Raw genomic sequence first — 23,272 nt, forward strand, 5'->3', positions numbered from 1 at the left:
CGAATGGCTATCTTACGATTCTAGATAGGACTCTGCCAAGGATTTTTCGATTCTTATAGAATGTAGGAACAGTAAGAAGTTGCCTCCCGAGACCTGATTTTTACCCTAACCTCATGAGCAAATTTGAGCGCCGAATCTACAATTTTTGCGCAGGTCCTGCGATGTTACCGAGTCCAGTCATGGAGAAGGCAGCTTCCGAGTTTCTAAACTACCGCGGGTCCGGTATGTCCATTATGGAAGATAGCCATAGGGGAAAACTTTTTGAAGAAGTCCTGGATACTTCCCTTTCCTTGCTCAGAGAATTATTATCTGTTCCGGAAAATTACGAAATTATGTTTCTTTCCGGAGGAGCTAGCCTTCACTTCTCCGCCCTACCCTTAAATCTTCTGAAAGAGGGAGAATCCGCTGATTTTGCTGTCACAGGTATTTGGGCTAAGAAGGCTATGGAAGAAGCACTTAGATTCAACCCTGTCAAAAAGATCTACGACGGAGAAGATCATAAATACACCGAATCACCTGAACTGAACGACTCCATGGTAAATTCTGGAGCTGCTTATGTTTATATAACTTCTAATAATACTTTATTAGGAACTCGTTATACAACTATTCCGAATATCACTAAGGCTCCCCTTATTGCGGACATGACTTCTGAAATTCTTTCTAGAAAGATAGATGTGAGCAAGTTCGGAGCGATATTTGCGGGAGCACAGAAAAATATAGGACCATCTGGCTTAAGCGTTCTTATCATTCGCAAAGATCTACTTGGACGTTCCGGTAGAACTGTTCCTATATTGATGGACTATGCACTCACTGCAAAAAACAAATCCATGTATAATACTCCTCCTACATATTCTATTTATATGGCCAAACTTGTATTCGAATGGTTAAAGGACCTAGGCGGAGTGGAGAAGATCGAAAAGATCAATGAGGAGAAGGCCAAAATCTTATACGATTATTTGGAAACCACTTCCTTCTATAATGCTCCAGTAAAACCGAATTCAAGATCCGTAATGAATGTTGTCTTTACCATTCATGACAAAAATTTAGAATCTAAGTTTTTAGCGGGAGCAGAAGAAAGAGGACTGCATGGTTTGGAAGGCCACAGACTAGTCGGTGGATTAAGAGCTTCTATCTATAATTCCATGCCGAAAGAAGGTGTAATTTCCTTAGTGGAATACATGAAGGAATTCGAGAAGAAGGCCTAAACCTTCTGGAAGAATAGAATGAAATACATTCTTCTGATCTTAACTCTTTTATGCGCGGGTATCGTCCAGATATCCGCTTCTCCATTATTCTTTCCTACAAAATTGAAGATAGGCCATTGTTTATCCCAAGGTGGAAGTTCTAAGGAATTAAAGGAATTTTATACTTCTAAACTTTCTCCGGAAGAAAGAACTAAGATCGCAGAAAATTTAGCCTTACAAGAAGCAAAATCCGCATACCAAAGTTTGGAATGTATTCGTATGTCGGGGCTAACTAAAGAAGAACAAGTTACCCTACTCGCGGACCATTCTCATCATAGGGAAACCAAAGAGCTTATGTTTTCTTATTATGAAAACTTTTTGCTTTCAGACGAAAAGACAATCCGCCTTTCCGCTTTCGAAGAGAAAAACCTTCGTAGTTTTATAGAGGCTAAAAAAGAACTTTTAGCAAGATTGCACCAGGCCGAGTACCAATCCTTATCAGAGAAACTTCTTCCCTTATCTACTTTCCAAAATACGTATATGGCCCTCTTCTTCCAACATTGGGAATTCTACCAGACCGCTCCCGATTTCCTGAAAGAAGGACTCTTCGATTAAGAAACTTTTCCTTATTTTCCAATCCTTGCTGTAAATTGCTTGAATCAGAGAATTCACGTAGGTACGGTACCTTTAGAACATGAAAAAAATTGGCATCGCTTCCGATCACGGTGGATTCGAACTTAAAGAATACCTTCGCAAAGAATTAGCGGACTCAATTGAGATCCTTGACTTCGGCACAAAAGATGAATCCTCTGTGGATTACCCTTTGATTATCGCCGAGGCTTGTAAAAAAGTTCTCTCTAAAGAAGTGGATGGATTAATCGCACTTTGTGGAACAGGTATCGGAGCTTCCATCGCTGCAAATCGTCATAAAGGGATCAGAGCTGCTCTTTGCCATGACGAGTTCACTGCGGAAATGTCTCGTCGTCATAACAACGCAAACGTATTGGTATTAGGCGGTAGAGTTTTAGGTAAAGACCTAGCGGCCCGAATCGCCCAAAAATGGCTCAATACTTCTTTCGAGGCAGGACGTCATGAAAGAAGAGTGGGTCAGTTAGACACCATCGTTTAATAAACGGAATACCTTTTTAAGAATGCAAAACAAGATCCTTTATCCGGTCTATCTCTTAGGTTTGGTCGGTCTTGTTTCCTTTTTCTCCGGCTCTATCTCTGCCGAATCCAATTCATTCTCTTTAAGCGCATTCGTTCTTAAATATGTTCGTTTAGGAAGTACCGAAAACGGAACTTCTAAATTAGAATTAAGTCCCCGAGATCGTAAAGAAGGTTCCGATCTATTTTTAGATTTTGAGGAGAAGGAAGCTTCTGATCTGAATGATAAAGCAGGTGGCTACAGAATATTATCTTCTTCTTATCTTCCTGATCAGGCAAAAGCGCATTCCGGAAAAAGATCCGCAGGTTTTGTGGGCAAAAGATCCGGGATCAAAGTTTCAGGAAAAACGAAAGGAATACTTACAAGCTCCGATATCAAAGAAGAATTTTATATCTCCTTCTTCTTATTACCTGGAAACTTAGATAAGGAAGCGGTCCTACTTTCCAAGGACTTATATACCAGAGGGAAAAAATTCGGCTGGGATCTTAGGATAAAAGATGAGATTCCAATATTAGAATTTCGTAATTTTTTCCAAAAAACTGACAAAACACATCTGTCTCTAAAACTTGCAGGAAATTCCAGGCTTTCCAGATCGGACTGGAATCATTTTATCATCCATTTAAAACCTGCTCAAAGAGAGATCGTATTATATATCAATGGAAAAGAAACAGATCGAGCGTCTGTATCTTCCAAAGAACCGATCATTCGAATCGGTTTTCATCCGGAAGACAGCACTCCATTTAAGATTGGAGAAAGTTTTTACGGTTGGTTAGATGACTTTTTGGTCTCCAAAGGAAGCCCCGATCCGGAGGTCTTATCTACTCAGTATGATGGACAAAAATACGATCCGTCATCTTTTACTGCAGATGCAAAATTCGGAACTGCGGTCTCTCCCGTTTATAAAACCAAATTTTCCAATTCTATACCGGAAGCAGTACTACTAAAAGCGAATGTACCAAAATCTTCCGTGCTTGAACTTTATTTTAGATCCTCTCCTAAAATTTTTTCCAAAATAGAAGAATATCCAGCCTGGAGATCCATCGATCTCAGAAAGATAGAAGAAGAATTTAAAGAAGATGATCCATACAGAGAAACTGAAGAAGAAAGTTCTCCTAAGGGAAAATCCTCCAGTTATCGTATTCCATTGGATAAAGTCTGGGGAAACAAACTTTCCTATTTCAAATATTACCAAGTAAAGGTAAAATTTAAAACAGATTCAGGTTCTAAGTCCAGTCCAGAACTTGAAGCATTAACATTTTCTTATAGAGAAACAGTTCCTCCTGTTAGACCTGCCGGTTTAAAAATAGTAAACTTCGACGATCACGATCCTGAAGCTCAAGGCCCTCGAGTTTGTTTGAGCTGGACCCAAAACCCGGAAAGGAATGTGCAGCAGAAAGGCGGCTATGTTATCCACTACGGAGTCGGCCCGAATCGTATGGTCGGGATCCTAAAAGGCACTAGCAAGGAACTGGCAAAAGGTAAGATGCCAGTTCTAACTACCAAAGGAAAAACCAAACACCCGATGAGCGAGTATTTGGAACCGATCTTGGGAGATGACTCTAGTTGTCCTAAACGTAATGATATGAGTGGTCCTAAACTTTGTCAGTGTATAGACAATAGGCTCATTTCTTTGAACGCAGAAAAACCGGAAGAAAATGACGATGATGAGGACGAGAGTCCTAAATCAAAAAAGAAAAAGAAGAAACCTCGTAAGGACCCTTACGATAAAAAACTTTTATTCTTCCAAAAGGGACTAACGTATTATTTCAAAGTTGCTGCTTATAATTCAGTGTATGATCCTGAAAATGGGCCGGATCAACTCAGCCCTTTAAGCGACCCCGTCGAGGTCTATTTCCTGAGCGAGTAAGATCTTCACTAGATTTTGCTCTTTCCATTTAGGATTTGTGCATAAAATCCCATCTAAATCAGCCAAAGAAGCTGTAGCAATCTCCAACCATTCTTTCCATTCCAAGTTCTTAGAGGAAGAAAGTCTTATTGCAAGTGAGATCTCTTCCTTTCTTACAGGAAGAAAATCCAAGAATAGATTTTTAGATTGGGCCCAGATGATCTCTCTAGTTAAAGGATCAGATTCTCTTTCAAGAACGGCATCCAAACTCGGAAGAGCCAAAACGAAAATATGATTTTTTTTGGTAAGTGATTCGATCGCGTTGGATACAGAACGACGAGAAGAGGAATTCCCAAACACTAATTCCCTAAAACAATCGGAAGAAACTAATAATTTCAAACTTTCGCTTCCGGATAAATTTTGGATAATTCTCTTAAAGCTTCTAATCTTTGGTAAGAATCCGATTTAAAAACTTCGTTCCTAAAACAGGAGCGAAGCAACTCGGAAGCGGATAGATCTCTTTTTTCCGCTTCAGTCCTTAATAATTCGAATTCTTCCTCTGTGAGGAGCATCTGAAATCTTCTTTCGACACGGGCCATTACTCCTCTTCTTTCAGTTCCTTTTCGTTTTTCAAGTAGGTTCCGTAATAAATTTGAGAATCTAGTATCTGTCCCAGGTTTTCGTAAATTGCCGCGATATTATAGTTTGCCTGATTCAGCCGAAAATCATGCTTAAAAGACTTCTTAAATAACTGTATTGCCCGATCTTCTCGGCCTGCATACCATTCTGACATTGCCCATAAAAAAGTCCACTTTCCCAAATCCGGATCTCTTGGGCTTACCTTTACTAAATATCCAACATTCTCTTCGAAAAGACCTGCCGCTCGGAGGTAATTGTCCCGGATCCTTCGGACCTTCTCCATTCTAGAAAATACATCTTCGGAATGACCCGGCAATTCCAAGTCGGATCTCCAAAAAAGTGCCCGAGCTAGATAGAGTTTATAGATCAACTCGTTGGGATTCTTTTTGACGTATTCTTCCAAGAAGGGAAGACTCTCCGCTTCTTTTCCACTTTGATGAAGAAGTAGAACTTTTTGTTTAGCTGCCTTATTCCATTCTCTTCTATTTTCTTCTTGAGGATAAGAAGAAGATAAACTTGCACAAATCAAAAGGATATAACAGAGAACACGCATTTCAGATTAGATCTTAACCGATAGTAGAATATTAAATATAAGTGTATAAGTTTTTTCCGTTTTCCGGATAAGGTAGTGGAGTGATCTTATACTCTTTACCTATCGAATCCAAGATCATTTTTAGTTCGGATTCCCTTTCTTCTCTGGATAAAACAAAAATTTCGGAAGGTGAAACTCCAAATCCATAATCTTCCGATCCGAGCCTAGGTTGGATCTCCTCCAAAACATCCTTTCTCCATTTGTCTATAGAAGGATAATCCAAGTCACCCGTACATTTGATCTTGTATAAATTACATCTGCTTCTTTCACCGTGGGTCGCCCAACGAAGAAGTAAGAATTGAATCTGGACTAAATCCCTCTTATCCTGGATGGCATGAGAAGCCTGCTCAATTTCCAATTGTAAAAATGCATCTTCTACAGGTTCTATAGAATTTTCTACATTCTCTCTGATCTGCTCCGCCAAATCATTATTCGGTGGATCTGGGAACATCAAAAAGAACCTAAAATCCAGACCGGATCTAAAAAGTGAAAAGGAAACAATCCTCATCACTCCATCCAAATCAGCAGAGTCGAATTTTTTACGGAAGAAATGATCATTACGTCTTTCTTCAGTGACGTCTATAATAGAAACATCTCCCGCTTCTTTTCCTAAAAATTGATCCCCATATAAAAAGATCATATTCTGACGGCTATAAGGTTGTAAACCGTAGGAGACTACAGGAAGATATGCGCCTCTTCTTCTATCATAAAAATGAATACTAAAAGATTTCAAATGAAGAGAAGAAAAAATAGTAAGATAATATTTTAATAATGAAGAAATAGGAGTATCCAGACCTTGGTGGATCTCATCTAGAACCTCTAGGATTTTTCTTTTTTCGCGGATGGGTTGTTTGTCCAACCATGCTCTGAAATTTTCTGAAAGAGGAAGTTCTTCATTCGGATCTGTTTTACGAATTCCCCACCAGGCCCTTGCCCATAAGAAGAATCTAGACTTATGTTGAGGAGCAAGACCTCTCGCTGCCTTTAGGCCGATCTCTGCAAGTCCGGTAACTCTCAATGCTTTAGCTAAAAGTCCCGAATCTTTAGGACGATCTAAAATTTGGATCTGAGGGATTTCAGGAGAAGTAGATTTAACCTTTTCTACAAGCCTTGCCAATTCATCCGTAAAGATAGAATCTCTTTTTTTCTGTAGGGCTTCCGGCATTTCCACAACGGATACAGCAGAAGGAGCGGATGCGACTTCTCTTTCTATGTGGATCGGCTCCTTCTTCTCTCTTAAAAACTTAGGAGTTAAAAAAGAATCTCCGGGTAGATCAAAAGGTAGGACATAGAATGTGCCACTTGCATTCGGTTTCGTTTCCAAAACGGGAGGAACGGTTACTATTTCGGGAATATCCGGTAACTCCTGCAATTTTGCGGCTTCTACCTGTTTAAAATTACTTTGTTCTATCCTTTGAGAAAGAGTTTGGACAAGTTTGGACACGTCCGATTTTGCATAAGAAGAAGAGGATTTATTTTTTCGAACAAGAAGAATGCATGCATCCAACAAGAACAATAATCCGAAAAACACAGGGAATAATATTAAGAAAATATTACGTTCATAAGGAACTAATAGCAAGATCCCTTGGATAAAGCCGATCTTTTCTTCCGGATAGAATGCGTAATAGGCTCTGTATAATCTATCTCCTAAACGAATTTCTCTGAAGTCGTTTCCACCGTCCTTCATTGATTTTAGGACTTCTTCCGAAACTTTCCGTGGATCTGTCTTGTCTCCATTTTCTTCCCAATCTTGGAAGACACCTAATCTTGGCTCAGGAACAAAATATTCTACTTTATCATCTAAGGAAATTTTGAATTTCTCCTTATCGAGCACAGCAAGCACGGCAACTGACTTTGAGTATAATGGTACGAATAATACAGGTTCATTCTCCAGCGATAGAAAACGACTCGTCTTTCCTTCCCAGGCTTGGGATAATAGATACCTTTCTTTATCTCCGGAAAACTCTAGATTCGGGGTATTTTTAAGATTCGGATCCCAAGACAAAAAGTTTCTTACAGGGAGGAATAGATTGTTGGTGTCCAATTCTTCCGGATCTGATTCACGGATCTTTTTTTCTAACTCTAGGATCTCTTTGTTAAAGGAAGAAAATACGGACTCCAATCTAGACTTATAAAAAATCCCGGAAGGAAAGTACGGCTCTAAAAGAAGTATTGAGACGGAAAATATAAAAGATAGAGCGAGTATGAGTCTGAATTTAAAGCCGATCATTTTGTCTTTTCCCTAAATTGTCCGAGTAAACGAATCAGCTCGGTTTTCACTTGGATAACTTCTTCTCTTTCGGAAAAACGATTCTCGGTTCGGATCGTGAATAATATCCTAGAAGCAAGTATCCCGCAAATGAGAGCGATCAAAGAAATTCCGAAAGCACTTAAGATCAATAATAACTCTTCTGCTCTTGTCTTTCTAGGTTGCGCTAGAAAGATTTCGAGATCGTCTACGATTGTTTTTTCCCAAACAGGACGAACTAAAATGTTTTGAGGTTTAGAATTTTTATCCAGTAATGCATGGATCATTGCCTTAGATTCTTCTGAATTGGAAACCTCATTTGTATCAGGAAGTAATGTGCTGTCCGGATTCAGATTTGTTTCTAGGAGTTCGGAATTTTCTTCCTTCTTTTTATATACCCAATATAAGATCCCTTCTGAAAAATCCCGAGGTAAAAATGATTTTTTAGAACCGCTTGCTTCTTGTACAATCCGATCTCCATCTTCTTTCAGGATTTGAAGATATAGATCTCCGGAAGAATTTCTGTATAATAAAAATCCATCCGTATCTTCTACCCAAGCTGCTTTTGGTACCTGCATTCCAAGTAGTCTGAGTCCTTTATGAAATCCGGGCCCTTTTGGATCGGAAGAATACATCGCTCTATAATTATAATCGTAAATACGGATCTGTTTTAATTGGATAGAAGAGCTAAAAAGTTTTCCTAAAACTTCTGCGTCCTTATCGGTTTCAGGTTTAGGAAATTCTCTCATTAGATATTCGAATCTATAACCCAAATCATAATATTTGTTCTGAAACCGTTCTAGGATAGAGTCTAGGAAAGATTCCTTTTTCAGTTTAGGGTACAAACTAAGAATTTGGATGGGAGAGAAGAAAACCGCATCCTTCCATGCGCCTGGAAAAAAAGGGATGGAAATCAATACGATACATAGCAGTATCAGAGCTAGGATTCGAGATCTTTTGCTATGTTTGCGCGGGTTCACGTTTCTAGTATCGGCGATTCCATCCTAAAGAATCAGTCTAATTCAATGGGATAATCGATACTTCTCGGCTTAATAAAATGATATTTTATGTGTTTATAGATGGGATAGGCTTCGGGGAAAACGATCCGAATAAAAATCCATTCTCCAAGTATGCAAAAGGGATCTTTCTACCTTTAGGAGGTAAATCGATCCCGGAAGATTCTCCTTCCCGCCTCCGGGAACTCACCTATCTTAAAACGGACGCCAGTATGGGAATCAAAGGACTTCCCCAAAGTGCCACTGGACAAACCTCCCTTTGGACAGGGATCAATGCATGTCAGGTGTTAAACCGCCACATGAGTGGATTTCCTACATTCACTTTAAAACGTATCATCGCAAAATATTCCATTATCCGTATTCTAGAAGAGAACGGATTTAAAGCGGACTTGCTGAACTGCTATACTCCTGGATTTGCAGAGCATATAAAAAAACATCCTAGACATGTATCTGCTTCTACTCTAATCCAAATGGCCGCCGACAAACCTTTAAAGGATATGGATGATCTGCGAGACGGTAAAGGTCTCTATATGGACATTAGCCGCGATTTCCTCAGAAAGTTCGGGAGAGATTTTATTGATAAGGATGATCCGGTTTTAGAGATCCAGGATCCTTACAAAACCGGTAAAGATATTATTCCTGCAATGAAGGGCCATACCTTATGTATCTATGAATACTTTATCACGGATAAAGTAGGCCATAAGATGAATTGGAAAGGTGCTGAGAAATGTATCTCCGACTTGGAGAACTTTTTACTCGGAGTTTTGGATGCAATGGATCCGGAACAAGACCAACTCATCCTAACTTCCGATCATGGAAACCTGGAAGATCTTACTGTGGACGTTCATACTGTAAACCCAGTGCCAACCATTCTATACGGTAAATACACTGAACAAATGAAGAACAAGATCCATGCTTTGAAAGATATCCCTCATGCAATTTATGATTGTTTAGGGGTACAAATCCAAATGTCTGAACAGGAATTTGTTCAGACTCCTACAAATTAAAATTTCTTAATATTTCCAGTCGTCGTCTTGGCGATCATCGTCGGAAGGTTTTGCTTTTCCGCCACCTTCTCCGTCCTTGTATCTCAGGTCGTCTTCGATCTGATCCAAGGCTTCCTTCTTCCAGGTAGCGGATTTTTTACCAACAGGGCTATCTGGATTTCTATCAGCAGATTCTTGGAAAACCGCAGCAGCTTTCTCATACTTTCCACCCCTGAAATAGATGGTCCCTTTTCTGAACATAGCAGCTTGGTCTAGGGTTCCGTCCGAATTTTCAAGAATCTTGTTTAAATACTGAATAGCTTGTTCTGATTTCCCTAAAGCATCGTAACTTTCTGCGATATAATACCAGGCTTGTTCCCTAGCTCTTTCGCTGACACCTATGTCCAGAGCCTTCTTCAAGGTTTCGATCGCAGAGTAATATTCCTTACGTACGTATAATTCTCTTCCCTTCTCTAAAAGTCCGGAGCGGAATTCCTTATCTACAGCAACCTTGTCCGGATCGAAGTATGCGTCCGATTGAACATAATCTTCGTATACATCGTAAGCAGACCAATCTTTGCCCATTCTACGCAAAGATTTTCCCCATCTGACTCGTGCTTTTACGTTTTCAGGATCTTCTTGTAAGGCCAATACATAGTTCTTTCTAGACTGATCGTAATTACCCTTTTTCATGTAATAATCAGCGATTGCGGATAACGCGTTGGATCTGAGTTTGTTATCGCCGGAGGTCCTTAGAACTTCTTCTAAATGACCTTTTCCTTCTTCGTCTCTATTTAATAAAAGAAGAAGGTTTCCAAGGCCGTAAGCAACCTTAGCTTTTTCTTCACGAGCCAAACCTTCTTTCTGGTTCAGCTCTCGAAAAATGCCAAGCGCTCTCATCTTATCTCCGGTCTTATCCAGAGCAGTTGCTAGATCGTATTGGATCCGGAAAGAAAGATCGGAACCTACATCCTTTGCGGACAATTCTGCAAAAATATCCAGAGCTTTTTCGGAGGATTTAGGATTGGAATGTTTTAAGAATTCCTCTCCTTCTCTTACTTTCTCGATAATCCCTTTATTTGTGGAATCAGTATCTTGGATCACCGCAGTGTAAATCCCCGTAAGAAGACCTGCGCATACGAATAAAAATCCAGTGACTAATATGATGGAACGGTTCATCTTCTTCCTCCGCCGATCCGGGCCAGACATTGTTTGGTCCAGAACTCGGTTCGTTCCGGATTATAGTTCTTTGTATCTTTTTGTACGAAGAACTTTAGGGCTTTATTATATTCGCCCTTCTTATAAAAAGACATTCCAAGGAAAAACTTTGCCTTTCCTCTGATATCTATATCGTTAGAACCGGCATAAGGAGCCAATTGTTTTACCGCTTCTCCGTATTCGTTTTTCCAATACGTAGACCTTAAAACTCGGTCGACTTCTTCTTCACTCGGTTCTTCCTGCTCAACAATCAGAGGTTGTTTTTCGTTATTCTGAACATTCTGGTTGTTTTGATTGTCCTGAGGAACTTGCTCTTCTTCTTTTGGTTCGTGTTTGTTAGGTTTATCGTTTTCTGCAGTTTGAGCATTATTATCGGTAGAACCAGGACCACCGATCGCAACATAAGATTGGTCTTGGGTCAGAGTGAAATCTTCTATATCTCCCCGTTTGACTGTAACACCAAAATACATTGTCCCTGAGTATGGTTTCATCTTAACCATAACGTTAGTATCCGGATGAGAAACTTCTCCCAATTTTCTAACATTACCGCCCAGGAAGGTAGAAACTCCTCCTGATAAAGGTTTGCCTGCTTGGTAAATGGAGTAGATCGTATTTTCGTCCGCGCGATCAGGAGCCTTCCAATCTAAACGAACTCCCCCATCAACGATACTCGCATTTAGATCCTTCACGTGCATTTCATCGTACGCGAATTGCGGATTAGTAACTACATCGTCTTCTTTAGGAGGTTTTCTTTTATCCTGATCATAAACATAGAACTGACGAACGAATGATTGGTTCTGAACTAAAGGTAAAACTTCTTTCAAACCTTGTTTTACTGAAACACCATAATATAGAGTTTGAGACTTGGTCAGATCTTGATCCAAGAAAGTATTTTCCGGATGAGAAACTTCTGCTAACTTCTCCGCCTTTCTCATCAATGTCATACTGGACATTGGCTCTGCAGATTTGTAGATAGTATAAATAGTTTCACCTTGGATTCCTTTTGGATAAGGCTCCCAAGAAATACGCAAGAACTGACCTTCTCTTTTTACGGAGATATCAGTGACCCTAGCATTATCCGAAAGATACTTTTGTTCCTCTGGAGGAGGTTGATTCGTATTTGTAGCGGGTGGATAATTATTCTGAGTATTAGTCGGAGGATAATTATTTGTCTGAGGTGGTGGATTATTTTCGATCACGATAGGGATCGTAGTATAGTTACGATTCGCGACTAATCTAGCATCCTTCTTTCTTACATGATGCGCTAATACAACGGCATAATAATAAGTTCCCGGTTTCAGATTATAATCATAGATCTGATTCACACCGTTAGCTACGCCGCTTGGAAATTTTCCTAACGAATCTGAGATATAACATTTTTCAGGACTATCAATGATAGAAGAAGAACGAGCCACGATGATCTCGCCGGTTTCTCTAGGAGCTTCCCAGCTGATACGAACGGATCTCCCGTCTTTCAAAACTTCTACATTGATAGAATTTGCAACGCTTGCGTTATCATTGTCCAGACGAAAGGTATCCTGGGCATAGATAGAATTTCCCAATGCCATCAGGAAAAATATATATAGGATCCGGAGTCGAATTTTCATCTGGAAATAAGGTTCCGAACTAGATTATCGGTTGCTACAACGCAAATTTTTACTTCGGTTTTTAAGAGAAAGTGGGGAAAATAATATAAAATGCACAAGATAGGGAAACTTCTTCCTTTGGTTTGATCTTGACTAATGAAAGCGTTCATAAGACATAATACGACTTCCGGCATATAAATGAATGATATAGAATATTATTACGACCCAGAATATCAGAATTTTCTCCTCTCTAGTAAGAGACGTGAGCTTACTCCTCCGGAAATCGTTTTGAAACATTTTTCCCTGAAAGATGTTCAGAATATCGTAGATTTTGGAATGGGGCTGGGTTTCTGGACGGAAACTCTTCTAAAATCCATCCATAAAGAAGGCTGGGTCTGGGGTGCAGAATGTAACCAAGACTTCCTGGACGAAGTATTACATTGGAAAAATAGGGAAGATATACAAAGATTTACACCTTTTTATATGGAGAAGGCGGATCGTCCCTTATTGCCGGAGTGGATCCCAGTCCCTGAAGTGATCTTTGCTTCTTTAGTGCTTTCTACTTTTGCAGACCCGGGCCAAGCAATGGACGGATTAGTTCGTTCCATGAAGAAGGGCGGCAAATTGATCGTTTTAGACTGGGTCAAAAACGAATATCCTGTCGGACCTAGGATCAACGATAAGATCTCTTTAGATAAAATGAAGTTCTTAGCTGAACAATATAAATTAGAGATCGTTAAAACTGTTCGAATTAGTGAAAACGTATACGGCCTAGAGATCCAATCCGGTCCGGAATTCGAATACGGTTATTACGATCTAAGAGAAGAAGAGACTTACTCGGAAGAATTGATCCGGTCTTAAGATACACTTCTTCTATAAGAATTAATATCATTCTTTTATTTCTCTTTATGTTGGGATACGTTTCGACAATGTTCTTCTATTGCACGGATAACATTAGCACACATTGGCGGATGTTCCGGAGCCAAGCTTTGACATCGATTGAATCTCCATAGGGCGACTTTTTCAGTATCAATACCGTCCGGAACTTCATTACAAAGATTTGGAACCTGCTTGGTCAGTTTCAAACTATAACTCAAAAATGTATAATGACCTAAAATACAAACGATATCCGGTACATAGCCGCATTCTTTTCCTCGCCTAATGGCCTCTTCTATTGCTTGGGATTGATTCTTACCTGGGCTCCAATCTATTGCTTCTAATTTGGCTTTCTCGTTATTCTCTTCAGCTTGGGAATTTTTATTTTGTAACTGAACCCACAAGGCAAGATAACAGCCACCACCCAAAATTAGAATACTAACAATAACAATCAAAAGGATCTTAAGTGCTCTTGGCATATCTGGTCTATCCCGCTTTAAATATTGTCGTTTTATGATAGAAGTTTCAACCGATCGCGGCAAGTATCCTTGCGGAAACCTTACCTTCTTTGTCGGTGGCATCTGGGATATATTCTCCGATCTCTACAGTTAAGAATTGTCCTGGGCTTAAACTTTTTAAGTCACTTTCAGGGATCACAGCTTTTAGATAATTATCAGTAACTGCAATTCCACCATTTTCTAAAACAGCCTCTCTCTTTTTAGAGAATTGGCCTTCTGCGTATTTACGATGTAGTCTTTGAGAAAGATCCATAAGAGAATGAACTCTTTCCTTTTTAGTTTCCTTAGAAACTGTTTCAGGAAATTGTTCTGCGGATGTATTTTTCCGAACCGAGAATGGAAATGCATGTATTTTAGAAAAACCTAATTCTTCCAGAATAGAACAAGAATCTTGGAAATCCTGTTCTGTTTCGCCAGGAAAACCTACGATCACGTCGGTTCCCAAAAACAGATCAGTGATCTTGGACTTAGCGAGTTCTATCCTTTTACGGAAAGTTTCAGGATTATAACTACGTTTCATTCTTTTCAGGATCTCTTTACTTCCACTTTGTAAAGGAACATGTAAAAATGGTGTAAATCTAGGGTGGGTAAGAAGTTCCGCAAGTTCCACACCCACATCCGGAGGCTCGATGGAAGAAAGTCTAAGCCTTGAATATTCCAACTTATTTAAGATTGCCTCGAGCATTTTAGGAAAAGCTTTTCTGCCGTCTGCATCCCTGTACCAGCCGAGGTTTACGCCTGTAAGTATGATCTCTCCGACTCCATTGTCCTGTAAGAAGGAAACCTGATCCAGTACATCCTTCCAATTTCTGGAGACACCCTTGCCTCTTGCCTGTGGGATTTTACAATAAGAACATTGGCGATCACAACCATCTTGGATCTTGAGATAAGCTCTGGTATGTCCATTCGGTAGAACATCCGAATATGCAAATCGATCCGAAACAACTTGGATATTTGCGGAATCTGAGCCTTCTTTCTCTAGGATCAATCTAGGAAGATCCGATTTGTTCTCATTTCCGATCACACCTGCGATCCCGGGAATGGATTCTATGGATTCTTTATCCGTTTGAGCGTAACAACCTGTAACCCAGACCTGAGCTCCTGGATATCTTTTGATAGCGTTACGTATAATATTACGATTTCTTGAATCTGCTTTATTGGTGACAGTACATGTATTGACCACCACCACATCCGGGATATCTTCCGCACCGGCCACGGAATATCCGTGTTTACTTAAAGAAGAGAATAAACCGTCCGACTCAAAAAAGTTGAGCCTGCAACCTAAGGTATGGAATAATACCTTTTTTTCAGCCTGCGGAAAGGGCATTGATCCTTGCCTCTATTCTTCTGATATTACCTTTTATTTTTTCGTCGTCAGGTTTTAACTTAAGCGCGGATTCCAATTGTTCTTTGGCATTTCTTAATTGTTCGAGGGCCTTTTTAATATTCCCTCTTTTTGCTTCTTGGTTTCCTGCTTTTTCATAAACTAATCCAAGATTATTCAATACATTCGGATTATTCGGAACTAAAGATTGAGCCCATTTCAAACTGACTTCGGCCTTCTCTGCGCTTCCTAGATAGAAGTATACCTGAGCTTCTAAAACGAGAGGATGATAATCGTTTCCATCTTCTGCTTTTAGTTTTTCTATTATGTATAATGCTTCTCTCGCTTTATTATTATATAATAAAGCAGTCGCATATAATAATCTTACTTCTCTATTTTTAGGATTAGCTTGGTAAGAATTATAAATGATCTCTAATGCGTCGGGATTCCTACCTGCTTGGATCAGATATCTGGCAAAATCCACACTGACTGCAGGATCTCCAGGTTTTAGTTTTAATGCTTCGGACCAATGAGTGGCTGCGGATTTATTTCTTCCTGCATTATAATGACAGAAAGCCGCTAAGTAATGAGTGTCGTAAGATCTTTTACCTTGTTCGTGAAGTACACGAATGATCTCTAGAGCTTTTTCTGAATTTCCTTTTTGGAATTCTGCTAATGCTGTTTGATAATCCGGTTCGCTCTGAGCGAAAGTATTCCCCGCGGAAAAAACAAATAGTATCAGTGTAAGTAGGAGTATTTTTCCTTTGTGCATCTTTTGGTCACTTTTTATAGGCGGGAAAAATTTTAGGTGGGGACCCCCATTGATTTTGTATTTAGACAATCAATTAAGGAATGAAATGGCTCCACCGGGTCGATGAAAACGATTATACTTGGATATCGTATAGAAAGGAAATGTTCTATTCTTTCCTCAGATACGATCTGAAAATCACCTGTTTCTAAAACAGGTAAACCGTCCAAGTTTCTGTAGATCTCGTATTCCTCTTGATCGAGGAAATCCGCCAACAGCATATAACCGGATCCGAAGTAGACCCCGCCTTGGAAGTAGTATTTGTAGAGGACGCGTACCTCGGGAAGAAATAAATCAGGCTGGAAAACACATAGGGAAATTTTTTCGATCCCAGCTACGGTTCTGATCTTACGTAAATGGAACCATACCTTACGGACTAAAAGGTAAAGGAGCACAAATATAATGGGAATCAGGTACGGCATAGACCCTCTCCAATAAAGTCTCCCTTTTTAGATCAAAAGCCCTCCTTTCGTCTCCGTAGGAGGGCAAAGATCTTTTACACTAACGCAGGTTCTTCGGAACGCTCCGGATTGTTCGGAGAACTTCCTCCGTCGGAACCTTGATCTGCAGGTTTATAATCTGTCCAAACTTCTTCCAAGAAGTCCAGTTTACCCTCTTTGAAAGCAACTGTGATCTTGGTAGGCTCTTTGTAAGCGCCTTTCAAGGTTTGGACTGCCATATAATCTTCTAACTCGCGTTGGAATACTCTGCGTAATGGACGTGCTCCGAACTTCTCGTCGTAACCGATATCCATGAAGTGATCCTTCGCTTCTTGAGTAAGTTCGATCTTGATCTTCTTATCCAATAATCTCTTATTGGTGTCGCGGATCATGATATCCATAATCGCCATAAGCTCTTCTTTTCTGAGAGGTTTGAAGTAAACTACTTCGTCCACCCTGTTCAAGAACTCTGGGTTGAAATGTTTTTTCAACTGCTCGCGAGCTTGGTCTGACTTGTATTTATCCTCTTCTCCGGAACGGTCCTCGAATCCGAGCCTTACGCTGCTCGAAATTTCTTTGGCTCCGATATTCGAAGTCATGATGATAATCGCGTCTCTGAAGTTTACCTTACGACCTTTAGTGTCTGTCAGGTTCCCTTCTTCCATTACTTGGAGAAGAACGTTGAATATATCATGGTGAGCTTTTTCGATCTCATCCAACAAGATGATTGAATACGGTTTTTTACGAACGAACTCAGTCAATTGTCCGCCATCATCGTAACCAACATATCCTGGAGGCGCACCGATCAATCTACTAACTGCATGCGGTTCCATATACTCGGACATATCCACACGAAGCATCGCGTCTTGGTCTCCGAATAAGAACTCAGCCAATGCCTTAGCTAACTCGGTTTTACCAACACCGGTAGGTCCGAGGAAGATAAAGGATCCTGTAGGTCTACGCTCAGCTTTGAATCCAGTGCGTGCTCTACGAACGGATTTTGCGATTTTTTGGATCGCTTCGTCCTGACCGACGACTCTTAGTCTAAGTTCTTCTTCTAAACGAAGTAGTCTAGAGGACTCGTTCTCTTCCATTCTTTGTAATGGAATTCCGGTCCACTGGGAAACCACGGAAAGAATATCGTCTTCGTCGATAGAAACTGCGAAATCATCCAGTTTCTCCTGCCAAGATCTGATCTTTTCTTCTAGAACTTGTTTCTTACGATTTACTTCGTCACGAACTCCGGCAGCTTTTTCATACTCTTGAGAACGAACCAGATCTTCTTTCTTTTGAGAAAGTGATTTGATCTCTTCTTCCAAGTCTTTTACTGCTTGAGGACGAGCACAGTTTGCAAGTCTTGCTTTTGCGCCCGCTTCGTCGATGATGTCGATCGCCTTGTCAGGTAGATATCTATCATTGATATATCTATGTGATAACTTAACGGATTGTTCCAAAGCACGATCCGAATAACGCACCTTGTGGTGAGCTTCGTATGCTTTTTTGAGTCCTGTAAGGATTTGGATAGCATCGTCCACAGAAGGTTCTGCAACTTTTACTACTTGGAACCTTCTTTCCAATGCAGAATCACGCTCGATATACTTACGATATTCTGTGCTGGTAGTTGCTCCGATACATTGCAATTCCCCTCTTGCAAGTGCAGGTTTCAGGATATTTGCGGCGTCCACCGCTCCTTCTGCTGCTCCTGCTCCAATCAGAGTATGCAACTCATCGATAAATATGATGATATTATTAGAAGAAGAAATTTCTTTCATGATCTTCTTCAATCTTTCTTCGAATTCTCCGCGATACTTGGTTCCTGCGATTAGGCTAGCTAAATCCAGGGAAAGTACACGTTTTTCGAATAGAAGATCCGGAACATTCTTCTCTACGATCGCAAGTGCAAGCCCTTCGACGATTGCTGTTTTACCAACTCCGGATTCTCCCACTAATACTGGGTTGTTCTTAGTTTTACGAGAAAGGATTTGGATCACCCTTTGGATCTCGTTAGATCTACCCACAACCGGATCCAGTTTTTTATCTCTGGCTAGTTGAGTAAGATCTCTTGCGAACTCATCCAAGATAGGAGTTTTAGTTTTTTCTGCGCGAGGTGTTCCAGGTTGAGCTGTCGGCTGGCTAGAAACTCCTACTGTGCTTGTAGGAGGAGCGCCTAATAGACGTAAGATCTCCCCTTTGATCACATTATAATTCACGCTAAAGGAGTATAACGCTCCACCCGCGATATTATTATTATCTCTCAATAACGCTAGAAGAATATGTTCAGTCCCAACATAATTGTGTTTCAGACGTTTGGCTTCTTCCTTAGAGAGTTCGATAATTTTTTGATATCGATCCTGTCCTTGGGCCATGTCCATCAACAATGTGCCGGAGTTCTCCCTGGTCCTGCGCTCTACTTCTTTACGAAGCTCGTTCAGGTTGATGTTCAGGTTATTCAGTATTTTTATCGCGACCGAATCTTCTTCCTTTAACAAACCTAATAAGATATGTTCAGGGCCGATAAATTCGCTACCAAGACGTTTTGCTTCGTCCTGCGCGATCTCGTTGATTACTCGTTTTGCTCTTTTAGTAAATTCCAACATAATTGCACGCCCTTCCTGATGGGTTCTGTAGGTTAGACTGTATTCGCATCCAATTTCCAACTGGGAGCCGGAATCTCCCTTAAAGAATATATCGGACTAGTTAACCAAAAAGGATTACGGGGCAAATGAGGCTTTTGTCCCGTCTTTTCCGCTTATTACCAGTAAGGCTAAATACGAAACCAAATTGAAAAAGGAATTTTTTCTATTTGGGCCGAAATTTTTTCGGAAAAAGACCAATCTACCCTTCAATTCTTCCCGATAGAAGCCCCAATCTGTAGGTAGCCTGAAATCCTTTAACTCTCCCGAGTCCGCAAGTCTTGCCGGAATAGAAACAGAAAGTTTGTCTCCAAAACCGGAGTTGGTAGGACAGGAATTGATGAATCCGATCCCTTTTTGAAAATCAAACTTATCTTCCGCCTCGAATTTCGTTAAAAAATCGGATTTTAGGATAGAGTTTAACTCAAGTAGGGAATCAGTCACATATTCCCAACGAATATGATCCTCGTCTCCCATCACTAATGTCCCTGAATTCCAGGGAATTCTTTGTTTTAATTCTAGGATCGGATGTTTTTTTCCTGAATTTAGATCTTCAGTTTGGGAATCATTCTCTTCTAAAAACGAATTTAGGAATCGGTCCGTTTTTTCAGTACGTTTAGTGTAGGTAGAATGTTTCGGATTTCTAGCAATACGAAACCTATACGTAAACGGCAAACGATGGGAATCTATATAGGACAAGCCTTCTTCCCAATTTGTTTTTTTGAATTTTTCCCAAGCATCAATTGCGGTGAAATGAGAAGGAGGTTCCCAATCGGGCGGGGCTTGGATCGGAATAAACTTAGTATATTCTTCTCCCAAAAACTGGATACAATGAGCGCATCCGATCTTTCCCCGATTTTTCCAGTCGAGAAGGGATAAGCCGCAATAAATACAGCCATCCATAAATGTTTATACCGTTTGAGGGACCACTGCGGGTTTGAGTTTTCCTTGGAAGATCTGGTTTCTTTTATGAGCAAGCGCCGCCAGTTCCATATCGTGGGTCACTAGTATTAGACTGAATCTAAGATCCTTTTGTAATTCTTGGATCAGATTCATTAGATTTCTGGAATTTTCCCTATCCAAATTTCCAGTAGGTTCATCTGCAAGTATGAGTCTTTTTCCGGCAACTAAAGCTCTTGCCACTCCCACTCTTGCACTTTCTCCTCCGGACAATTGAGAAGGGTGAGAATGTATCCTTTCTTTCAAACCTACTTTCTCCAACATGGAGATTGCTTCCTTCTCCGCTTTAGAAGTAGAATAACCTTTGATCAAAAGTGGAATGCTTACATTTTCCAAAGCTGAAAAATCAGGAAGAAGAAGATGATGTTGGAAGATGAATGCGATCTTTTCCGCGCGGAAATTTTCTTTTCCCTTCTCATCTAAATTGTTCAGATTGATACCGCAAATTTCGACCTCACCTAAATCGAAACTATCCATTGCACCTAGTATATTGAGAAGAGTTGATTTTCCTATCCCGGATTTTCCTTCGATGGAGAAGATCTCACCTTCTTCCACGTCCATATCCAATCCATCTAGTACGGAAAATTCCTTTTCCAGGATATGATATTTTTTAACCAGATTTCGGATCTTAATAATACTCACGTTAGTCGTTCCTTATGGTGTCGACAGGATTCAGACTTGCGGCCCATCTCGCGGGGAAGTATCCTGCAATTCCGGAAAGTATCGTAGCTGCAGTAGTTACCATAAAAATAAAAGGTATATTGATATCCACTGGCAGTTTATCGAAATAATAAATACGTTTAGGAACTAACTCTACAGGAGTCCAATCGGAACCGGTGAAAGAAGGTCCCAACAAATTGATGATCTCTTCTATATAACCTATAATAGTATCGAGTGAGTTTGCTAAGAATACGCCACCCACTCCTCCAGTCAAAGAAGCCAAGATCCCAACAAGCATCGCATTCAATGTAAAGATCAAAAGAATATCGGAGGCGGGAAGTCCGAGTGCTTTTAAAACTCCGATCGATTTACGTTTTGCTCTCACTAGAGAATAGACGGAAGCGACCATTCCAAGCGCGGCCAAGATAATAAATAAGAAAACAATAATAGAGATGATCGTCTTTTCCAACTGGAGCGCAGCTAAAAGATTCTCTTGTTCTTCGGCGATCGTCCTAACAGATAAAGAAGAAGCCGCATCTATTTCTTGTTCAAACTCTAAACTATTGAATAGTTTGTACAGTTTACGTTTGCTGATCGCAAGGTCATCCAAAGACTTTGCCTTGATAGTGATCTGATTTACAGAATCTTTCATTTTAAAGAATTTCTGAGCAACCGGTAAGGACATATAAACAAAACTGGAATCGAACTTATAGTTCCCCGTTTTAAAAAATCCGGACACTCTAAAATTTTGAACGCTTACTTCGACACCTTTTCCAAGAGAGAACCTTCCCCCTGGAACCGCTAAAGTAAGTTGTTTGCCTAAACTGAAATTGTAAAGGTCCTCCATCTCTTTTCCCAGGATGATATAACTTTCTCGGTTCAGGTGACTTAGTTCTTCTCTATCGTAATGAACTATTCTTGGGAAGTTATGAAGTTTATGTTCTATCAATGCATCCACACTCGGAACAGCAACTGCCTTGATGAGAACGGGATAAAATACATTATATCTTTGGATGAGTCCATGACTTTGGATCCCACCTTCGACAGAGATAATCCTGTCTTTTAGATCGAGATCGTTTTGTATATATTTGATGATCTTTTGGTAGTCTCGGATCTCTCCGCCATTGGAACTGCTTTCAATTGTAATATGTTCTCCGCCTTGCCACAGAGATTCCTTAAGTTGCCTTTGGAATCCGTTAAAGATAGAAAGTACTACAATGAGAAGGGCAACTCCAACAGCCATAACGATAAACGAAATCCTGGACTTGATCGAAAGCAATCCCGTGACTCTGGATCCTCGGATATATCGGGATGTGAGAAGCAGGATTAGGGGGGATCTATGAAAGAAGAAATTCATCAGTTGGGCGGTTGAAATTAAACAAATCCGCAAATTTCCTTAGTTTGACAATTATCAGATTCCGATGCAGGATGTCAAAAAAAAGTCGATACCGATTTGGCCTCATTGTAGTATCGGTGTTTCATTCGAAATTTTATGCCATCCGAACAAGTATATTCCTTATTATTTCAGTCTAGGGACGGGGCTTCGTCTCTTTACATCCTATTTGGGGGAATCGTTGATCCGGTTTCCAGTCGGATCGATAGATTCGAAGTAGTAGCCGTTGGGAATAGCGAGCTGATCAATATCCCGTTATCCGGAACTACCTTCAAAGACATCACCAATGTTTGTCAGAAGATCAAATACGAAGGCAAACAACTTAAAAATCTCACTAATAAACTTCAGGAATTATTCCAAAACAGCGGACGCTCCGACGATTTTATGGAGCAGCTCATTCACTATATCAATAAACGTGAAGACGACAAGATCAAATACTTGGTCAACCAGATCCAAAACCAAGCGATGGGAAATTCTAAACCTGATATCAGTCTTTGGTATTCTCTAATCGATCGAGATAAGATAGATGAGGCCGGTTCTGGAAAATCTTCTTTCGAAACTTTGGATTCTGAAGATGCGCATGAAGATTCCGCCCCGGAAGAAGCTCCTATAATTCCGATTGGAGTTCCAACTGGGATAGATGCTTCCATCCCAGCTGCTGCAGCAAGAGTTCAGTTCAAATTTATTCTTTCTCCTGTTTCCGGAATTCCGGTAAACCAACTCAAACCTGGCGATCAAATTGTAGTACAACTCACCGGAAGTGATCCTACTACTATGGGAATCATAGATTCTATGAAACTCAAAACGGAAGACGGAAGTATTAAGCCTATTCCAGCCACCGTTGTCGCAACGGAAAACAAAGGTGTGGAGAATGAAACCGTAGTCAAAATTGGAAACGATGTCTTCGGTAAAATTTACGAAGAAGAAAATTCCATCAAGGTCCGCCTTTACACCGGAGAAAAACCGGTTTCCAAATCCGGGGGCTCAAGTGGTGCATCCTCGGCTTCTAACGCTTCTTTAGAAGCAGGAGAATCCAGTCTACTTCTGACTGTACTTATCGCATTAGGGGTAGTTGGGATCGGAATGATCGCGATTTTTGTATTCTTACTTTAAGTAAGGTCACTCTCTCCTAACTTTTTGGATGGAGAGAATCCAGCTAAGTAAAATCATAGCCCTA

Annotated in this window: 22 protein-coding genes; 7 read left to right on the plus strand and 15 right to left on the minus strand. The window is 40.3% G+C overall.

Features of this window, described 5'->3' with window-relative positions; translation table 11 throughout:
• Positions 1-113: 113 nt before the first annotated feature.
• The 4 genes from serC (at position 114) to EHO65_RS14965 (ending at position 4,219) form a co-directional block, all read left to right on the plus strand.
• Positions 114-1,205, plus strand: coding sequence for a 3-phosphoserine/phosphohydroxythreonine transaminase (gene serC / locus EHO65_RS14950; protein WP_135775375.1), 1,092 nt, complete (start codon positions 114-116; stop codon positions 1,203-1,205).
• 18 nt (positions 1,206-1,223) lie between these two features.
• Positions 1,224-1,799, plus strand: a complete 576-nt coding sequence (locus EHO65_RS14955) for a hypothetical protein (protein ID WP_135775376.1) — start codon at positions 1,224-1,226, stop codon at positions 1,797-1,799.
• A 79-nt stretch (positions 1,800-1,878) separates the two neighbouring features.
• Positions 1,879-2,313: a ribose 5-phosphate isomerase B gene (rpiB, locus tag EHO65_RS14960; protein ID WP_135775377.1), complete on the plus strand. Its 435-nt coding sequence runs from the start codon at positions 1,879-1,881 to the stop codon at positions 2,311-2,313.
• 22 nt (positions 2,314-2,335) lie between these two features.
• Positions 2,336-4,219, plus strand: a complete 1,884-nt coding sequence (locus EHO65_RS14965; RefSeq protein ID WP_135775378.1) for a hypothetical protein — start codon at positions 2,336-2,338, stop codon at positions 4,217-4,219.
• Here EHO65_RS14965 and EHO65_RS14970 read toward each other — a convergent pair.
• The 5 genes from EHO65_RS14970 to EHO65_RS14990 are packed head-to-tail and all read right to left on the minus strand — an operon-like array spanning position 4,181 to position 8,594.
• A complete protein-coding gene (locus EHO65_RS14970; protein ID WP_135775379.1) occupies positions 4,181-4,597 on the minus strand; it encodes a hypothetical protein in 417 nt (138 codons plus the stop codon). The two genes, EHO65_RS14965 and EHO65_RS14970, sit on opposite strands and share 39 nt — an antisense overlap.
• Positions 4,594-4,797 carry a hypothetical protein gene (locus EHO65_RS14975; RefSeq protein WP_036089237.1) on the minus strand — a complete coding sequence of 68 codons (204 nt, stop codon included), beginning with the start codon at positions 4,795-4,797 and terminating at the stop codon, positions 4,594-4,596. The genes EHO65_RS14970 and EHO65_RS14975 overlap by 4 nt, the downstream gene beginning before the upstream one ends.
• Complete coding sequence (locus tag EHO65_RS14980) at positions 4,797-5,390, minus strand: tetratricopeptide repeat protein (protein ID WP_135775380.1); 594 nt, start codon at positions 5,388-5,390, stop codon at positions 4,797-4,799. Before EHO65_RS14980 ends, EHO65_RS14975 begins: the two co-directional genes overlap by 1 nt.
• 31 nt (positions 5,391-5,421) lie before the next feature.
• Positions 5,422-7,659 (minus strand): hypothetical protein, encoded by a 2,238-nt coding sequence (locus tag EHO65_RS14985; RefSeq protein ID WP_135775381.1) that lies wholly within the window; start codon positions 7,657-7,659, stop codon positions 5,422-5,424.
• On the minus strand, positions 7,656-8,594 hold the full coding sequence (locus EHO65_RS14990; RefSeq protein ID WP_135775382.1) for a hypothetical protein: 939 nt from the start codon (positions 8,592-8,594) through the stop codon (positions 7,656-7,658). Before EHO65_RS14990 ends, EHO65_RS14985 begins: the two co-directional genes overlap by 4 nt.
• Positions 8,595-8,734: 140 nt before the next feature.
• Here EHO65_RS14990 and EHO65_RS14995 point away from each other — a divergent pair, with 140 nt between their 5' ends.
• Entirely contained in the window at positions 8,735-9,700 is a 966-nt protein-coding gene (locus EHO65_RS14995) for a metalloenzyme (protein WP_135775383.1), read from the plus strand.
• Between the two features lie 6 nt (positions 9,701-9,706).
• Here the strand turns inward: EHO65_RS14995 and EHO65_RS15000 are convergent, their stop codons facing one another.
• Together EHO65_RS15000 and EHO65_RS15005 are read right to left on the minus strand one after the other, a co-directional pair.
• Positions 9,707-10,858 (minus strand): tetratricopeptide repeat protein, encoded by a 1,152-nt coding sequence (locus EHO65_RS15000; protein ID WP_135775384.1) that lies wholly within the window; start codon positions 10,856-10,858, stop codon positions 9,707-9,709.
• Entirely contained in the window at positions 10,855-12,504 is a 1,650-nt protein-coding gene (locus EHO65_RS15005; RefSeq protein WP_135775385.1) for a hypothetical protein, read from the minus strand. The genes EHO65_RS15000 and EHO65_RS15005 overlap by 4 nt, the downstream gene beginning before the upstream one ends.
• Positions 12,505-12,681: 177 nt before the next feature.
• On the opposite strand from EHO65_RS15005, the gene EHO65_RS15010 reads away from it, so the two are divergent.
• Positions 12,682-13,344, plus strand: a complete 663-nt coding sequence (locus EHO65_RS15010) for a class I SAM-dependent methyltransferase (RefSeq protein ID WP_135775386.1) — start codon at positions 12,682-12,684, stop codon at positions 13,342-13,344.
• 35 nt (positions 13,345-13,379) lie between these two features.
• Here EHO65_RS15010 and EHO65_RS15015 read toward each other — a convergent pair whose 3' ends face one another.
• The 8 genes from EHO65_RS15015 to EHO65_RS15050 form a co-directional block, all read right to left on the minus strand.
• Complete coding sequence (locus EHO65_RS15015) at positions 13,380-13,838, minus strand: hypothetical protein (RefSeq protein WP_135775387.1); 459 nt, start codon at positions 13,836-13,838, stop codon at positions 13,380-13,382.
• Between the two features lie 46 nt (positions 13,839-13,884).
• Positions 13,885-15,204: a tRNA (N(6)-L-threonylcarbamoyladenosine(37)-C(2))-methylthiotransferase MtaB gene (gene mtaB / locus EHO65_RS15020; RefSeq protein ID WP_135775388.1), complete on the minus strand. Its 1,320-nt coding sequence runs from the start codon at positions 15,202-15,204 to the stop codon at positions 13,885-13,887.
• The gene (locus EHO65_RS15025; RefSeq protein ID WP_135775389.1) at positions 15,185-15,973 is read right to left on the minus strand and encodes a tetratricopeptide repeat protein; all 789 of its coding nucleotides are present in this window, start codon (positions 15,971-15,973) and stop codon (positions 15,185-15,187) included. Before EHO65_RS15025 ends, mtaB begins: the two co-directional genes overlap by 20 nt.
• 32 nt (positions 15,974-16,005) lie before the next feature.
• On the minus strand, positions 16,006-16,431 hold the full coding sequence (locus EHO65_RS15030; protein ID WP_008596319.1) for a hypothetical protein: 426 nt from the start codon (positions 16,429-16,431) through the stop codon (positions 16,006-16,008).
• Positions 16,432-16,505: 74 nt separating this feature from the next.
• Positions 16,506-19,046 carry an ATP-dependent Clp protease ATP-binding subunit gene (locus EHO65_RS15035; RefSeq protein WP_135775390.1) on the minus strand — a complete coding sequence of 847 codons (2,541 nt, stop codon included), beginning with the start codon at positions 19,044-19,046 and terminating at the stop codon, positions 16,506-16,508.
• A 114-nt stretch (positions 19,047-19,160) separates the two neighbouring features.
• Positions 19,161-19,985, minus strand: coding sequence for an ATP--guanido phosphotransferase (locus tag EHO65_RS15040; RefSeq protein ID WP_208744106.1), 825 nt, complete (start codon positions 19,983-19,985; stop codon positions 19,161-19,163).
• A gap of 6 nt (positions 19,986-19,991) precedes the next feature.
• A complete protein-coding gene (locus EHO65_RS15045; protein ID WP_135775391.1) occupies positions 19,992-20,684 on the minus strand; it encodes an ABC transporter ATP-binding protein in 693 nt (230 codons plus the stop codon).
• 1 nt (position 20,685) lies between these two features.
• The gene (locus EHO65_RS15050) at positions 20,686-22,059 is read right to left on the minus strand and encodes an ABC transporter permease (protein WP_135775392.1); all 1,374 of its coding nucleotides are present in this window, start codon (positions 22,057-22,059) and stop codon (positions 20,686-20,688) included.
• A gap of 135 nt (positions 22,060-22,194) precedes the next feature.
• On the opposite strand from EHO65_RS15050, the gene EHO65_RS15055 reads away from it, so the two are divergent.
• Positions 22,195-23,208 carry a hypothetical protein gene (locus EHO65_RS15055; protein ID WP_135775393.1) on the plus strand — a complete coding sequence of 338 codons (1,014 nt, stop codon included), beginning with the start codon at positions 22,195-22,197 and terminating at the stop codon, positions 23,206-23,208.
• The last annotated feature ends 64 nt before the right edge of the window (positions 23,209-23,272 follow it).

This window comes from Leptospira andrefontaineae, assembly GCF_004770105.1.
Taxonomy (GTDB): domain Bacteria; phylum Spirochaetota; class Leptospiria; order Leptospirales; family Leptospiraceae; genus Leptospira_B; species Leptospira_B andrefontaineae.

Bases quoted from the DNA above. Each gene is read 5' to 3' on its own strand.
- serC (WP_135775375.1), top strand. From the start codon at position 114: ATGAGCAAATTTGAGCGCCGAATCTACAATTTTTGCGCAGGTCCTGCG.
- EHO65_RS14955 (WP_135775376.1), top strand. From the start codon at position 1,224: ATGAAATACATTCTTCTGATCTTAACTCTTTTATGCGCGGGTATCGTC.
- rpiB (WP_135775377.1), top strand. From the start codon at position 1,879: ATGAAAAAAATTGGCATCGCTTCCGATCACGGTGGATTCGAACTTAAA.
- EHO65_RS14965 (WP_135775378.1), top strand. From the start codon at position 2,336: ATGCAAAACAAGATCCTTTATCCGGTCTATCTCTTAGGTTTGGTCGGT.
- EHO65_RS14975 (WP_036089237.1), bottom strand. From the start codon at position 4,797: ATGGCCCGTGTCGAAAGAAGATTTCAGATGCTCCTCACAGAGGAAGAA.
- EHO65_RS14980 (WP_135775380.1), bottom strand. From the start codon at position 5,390: ATGCGTGTTCTCTGTTATATCCTTTTGATTTGTGCAAGTTTATCTTCT.
- EHO65_RS14985 (WP_135775381.1), bottom strand. From the start codon at position 7,659: ATGATCGGCTTTAAATTCAGACTCATACTCGCTCTATCTTTTATATTT.
- EHO65_RS14995 (WP_135775383.1), top strand. From the start codon at position 8,735: ATGATATTTTATGTGTTTATAGATGGGATAGGCTTCGGGGAAAACGAT.
- EHO65_RS15000 (WP_135775384.1), bottom strand. From the start codon at position 10,858: ATGAACCGTTCCATCATATTAGTCACTGGATTTTTATTCGTATGCGCA.
- EHO65_RS15005 (WP_135775385.1), bottom strand. From the start codon at position 12,504: ATGAAAATTCGACTCCGGATCCTATATATATTTTTCCTGATGGCATTG.
- EHO65_RS15010 (WP_135775386.1), top strand. From the start codon at position 12,682: ATGAATGATATAGAATATTATTACGACCCAGAATATCAGAATTTTCTC.
- EHO65_RS15015 (WP_135775387.1), bottom strand. From the start codon at position 13,838: ATGCCAAGAGCACTTAAGATCCTTTTGATTGTTATTGTTAGTATTCTA.
- mtaB (WP_135775388.1), bottom strand. From the start codon at position 15,204: ATGCCCTTTCCGCAGGCTGAAAAAAAGGTATTATTCCATACCTTAGGT.
- EHO65_RS15025 (WP_135775389.1), bottom strand. From the start codon at position 15,973: ATGCACAAAGGAAAAATACTCCTACTTACACTGATACTATTTGTTTTT.
- EHO65_RS15030 (WP_008596319.1), bottom strand. From the start codon at position 16,431: ATGCCGTACCTGATTCCCATTATATTTGTGCTCCTTTACCTTTTAGTC.
- EHO65_RS15035 (WP_135775390.1), bottom strand. From the start codon at position 19,046: ATGTTGGAATTTACTAAAAGAGCAAAACGAGTAATCAACGAGATCGCG.
- EHO65_RS15040 (WP_208744106.1), bottom strand. From the start codon at position 19,985: ATGGATGGCTGTATTTATTGCGGCTTATCCCTTCTCGACTGGAAAAAT.
- EHO65_RS15050 (WP_135775392.1), bottom strand. From the start codon at position 22,059: ATGAATTTCTTCTTTCATAGATCCCCCCTAATCCTGCTTCTCACATCC.
- EHO65_RS15055 (WP_135775393.1), top strand. From the start codon at position 22,195: ATGCCATCCGAACAAGTATATTCCTTATTATTTCAGTCTAGGGACGGG.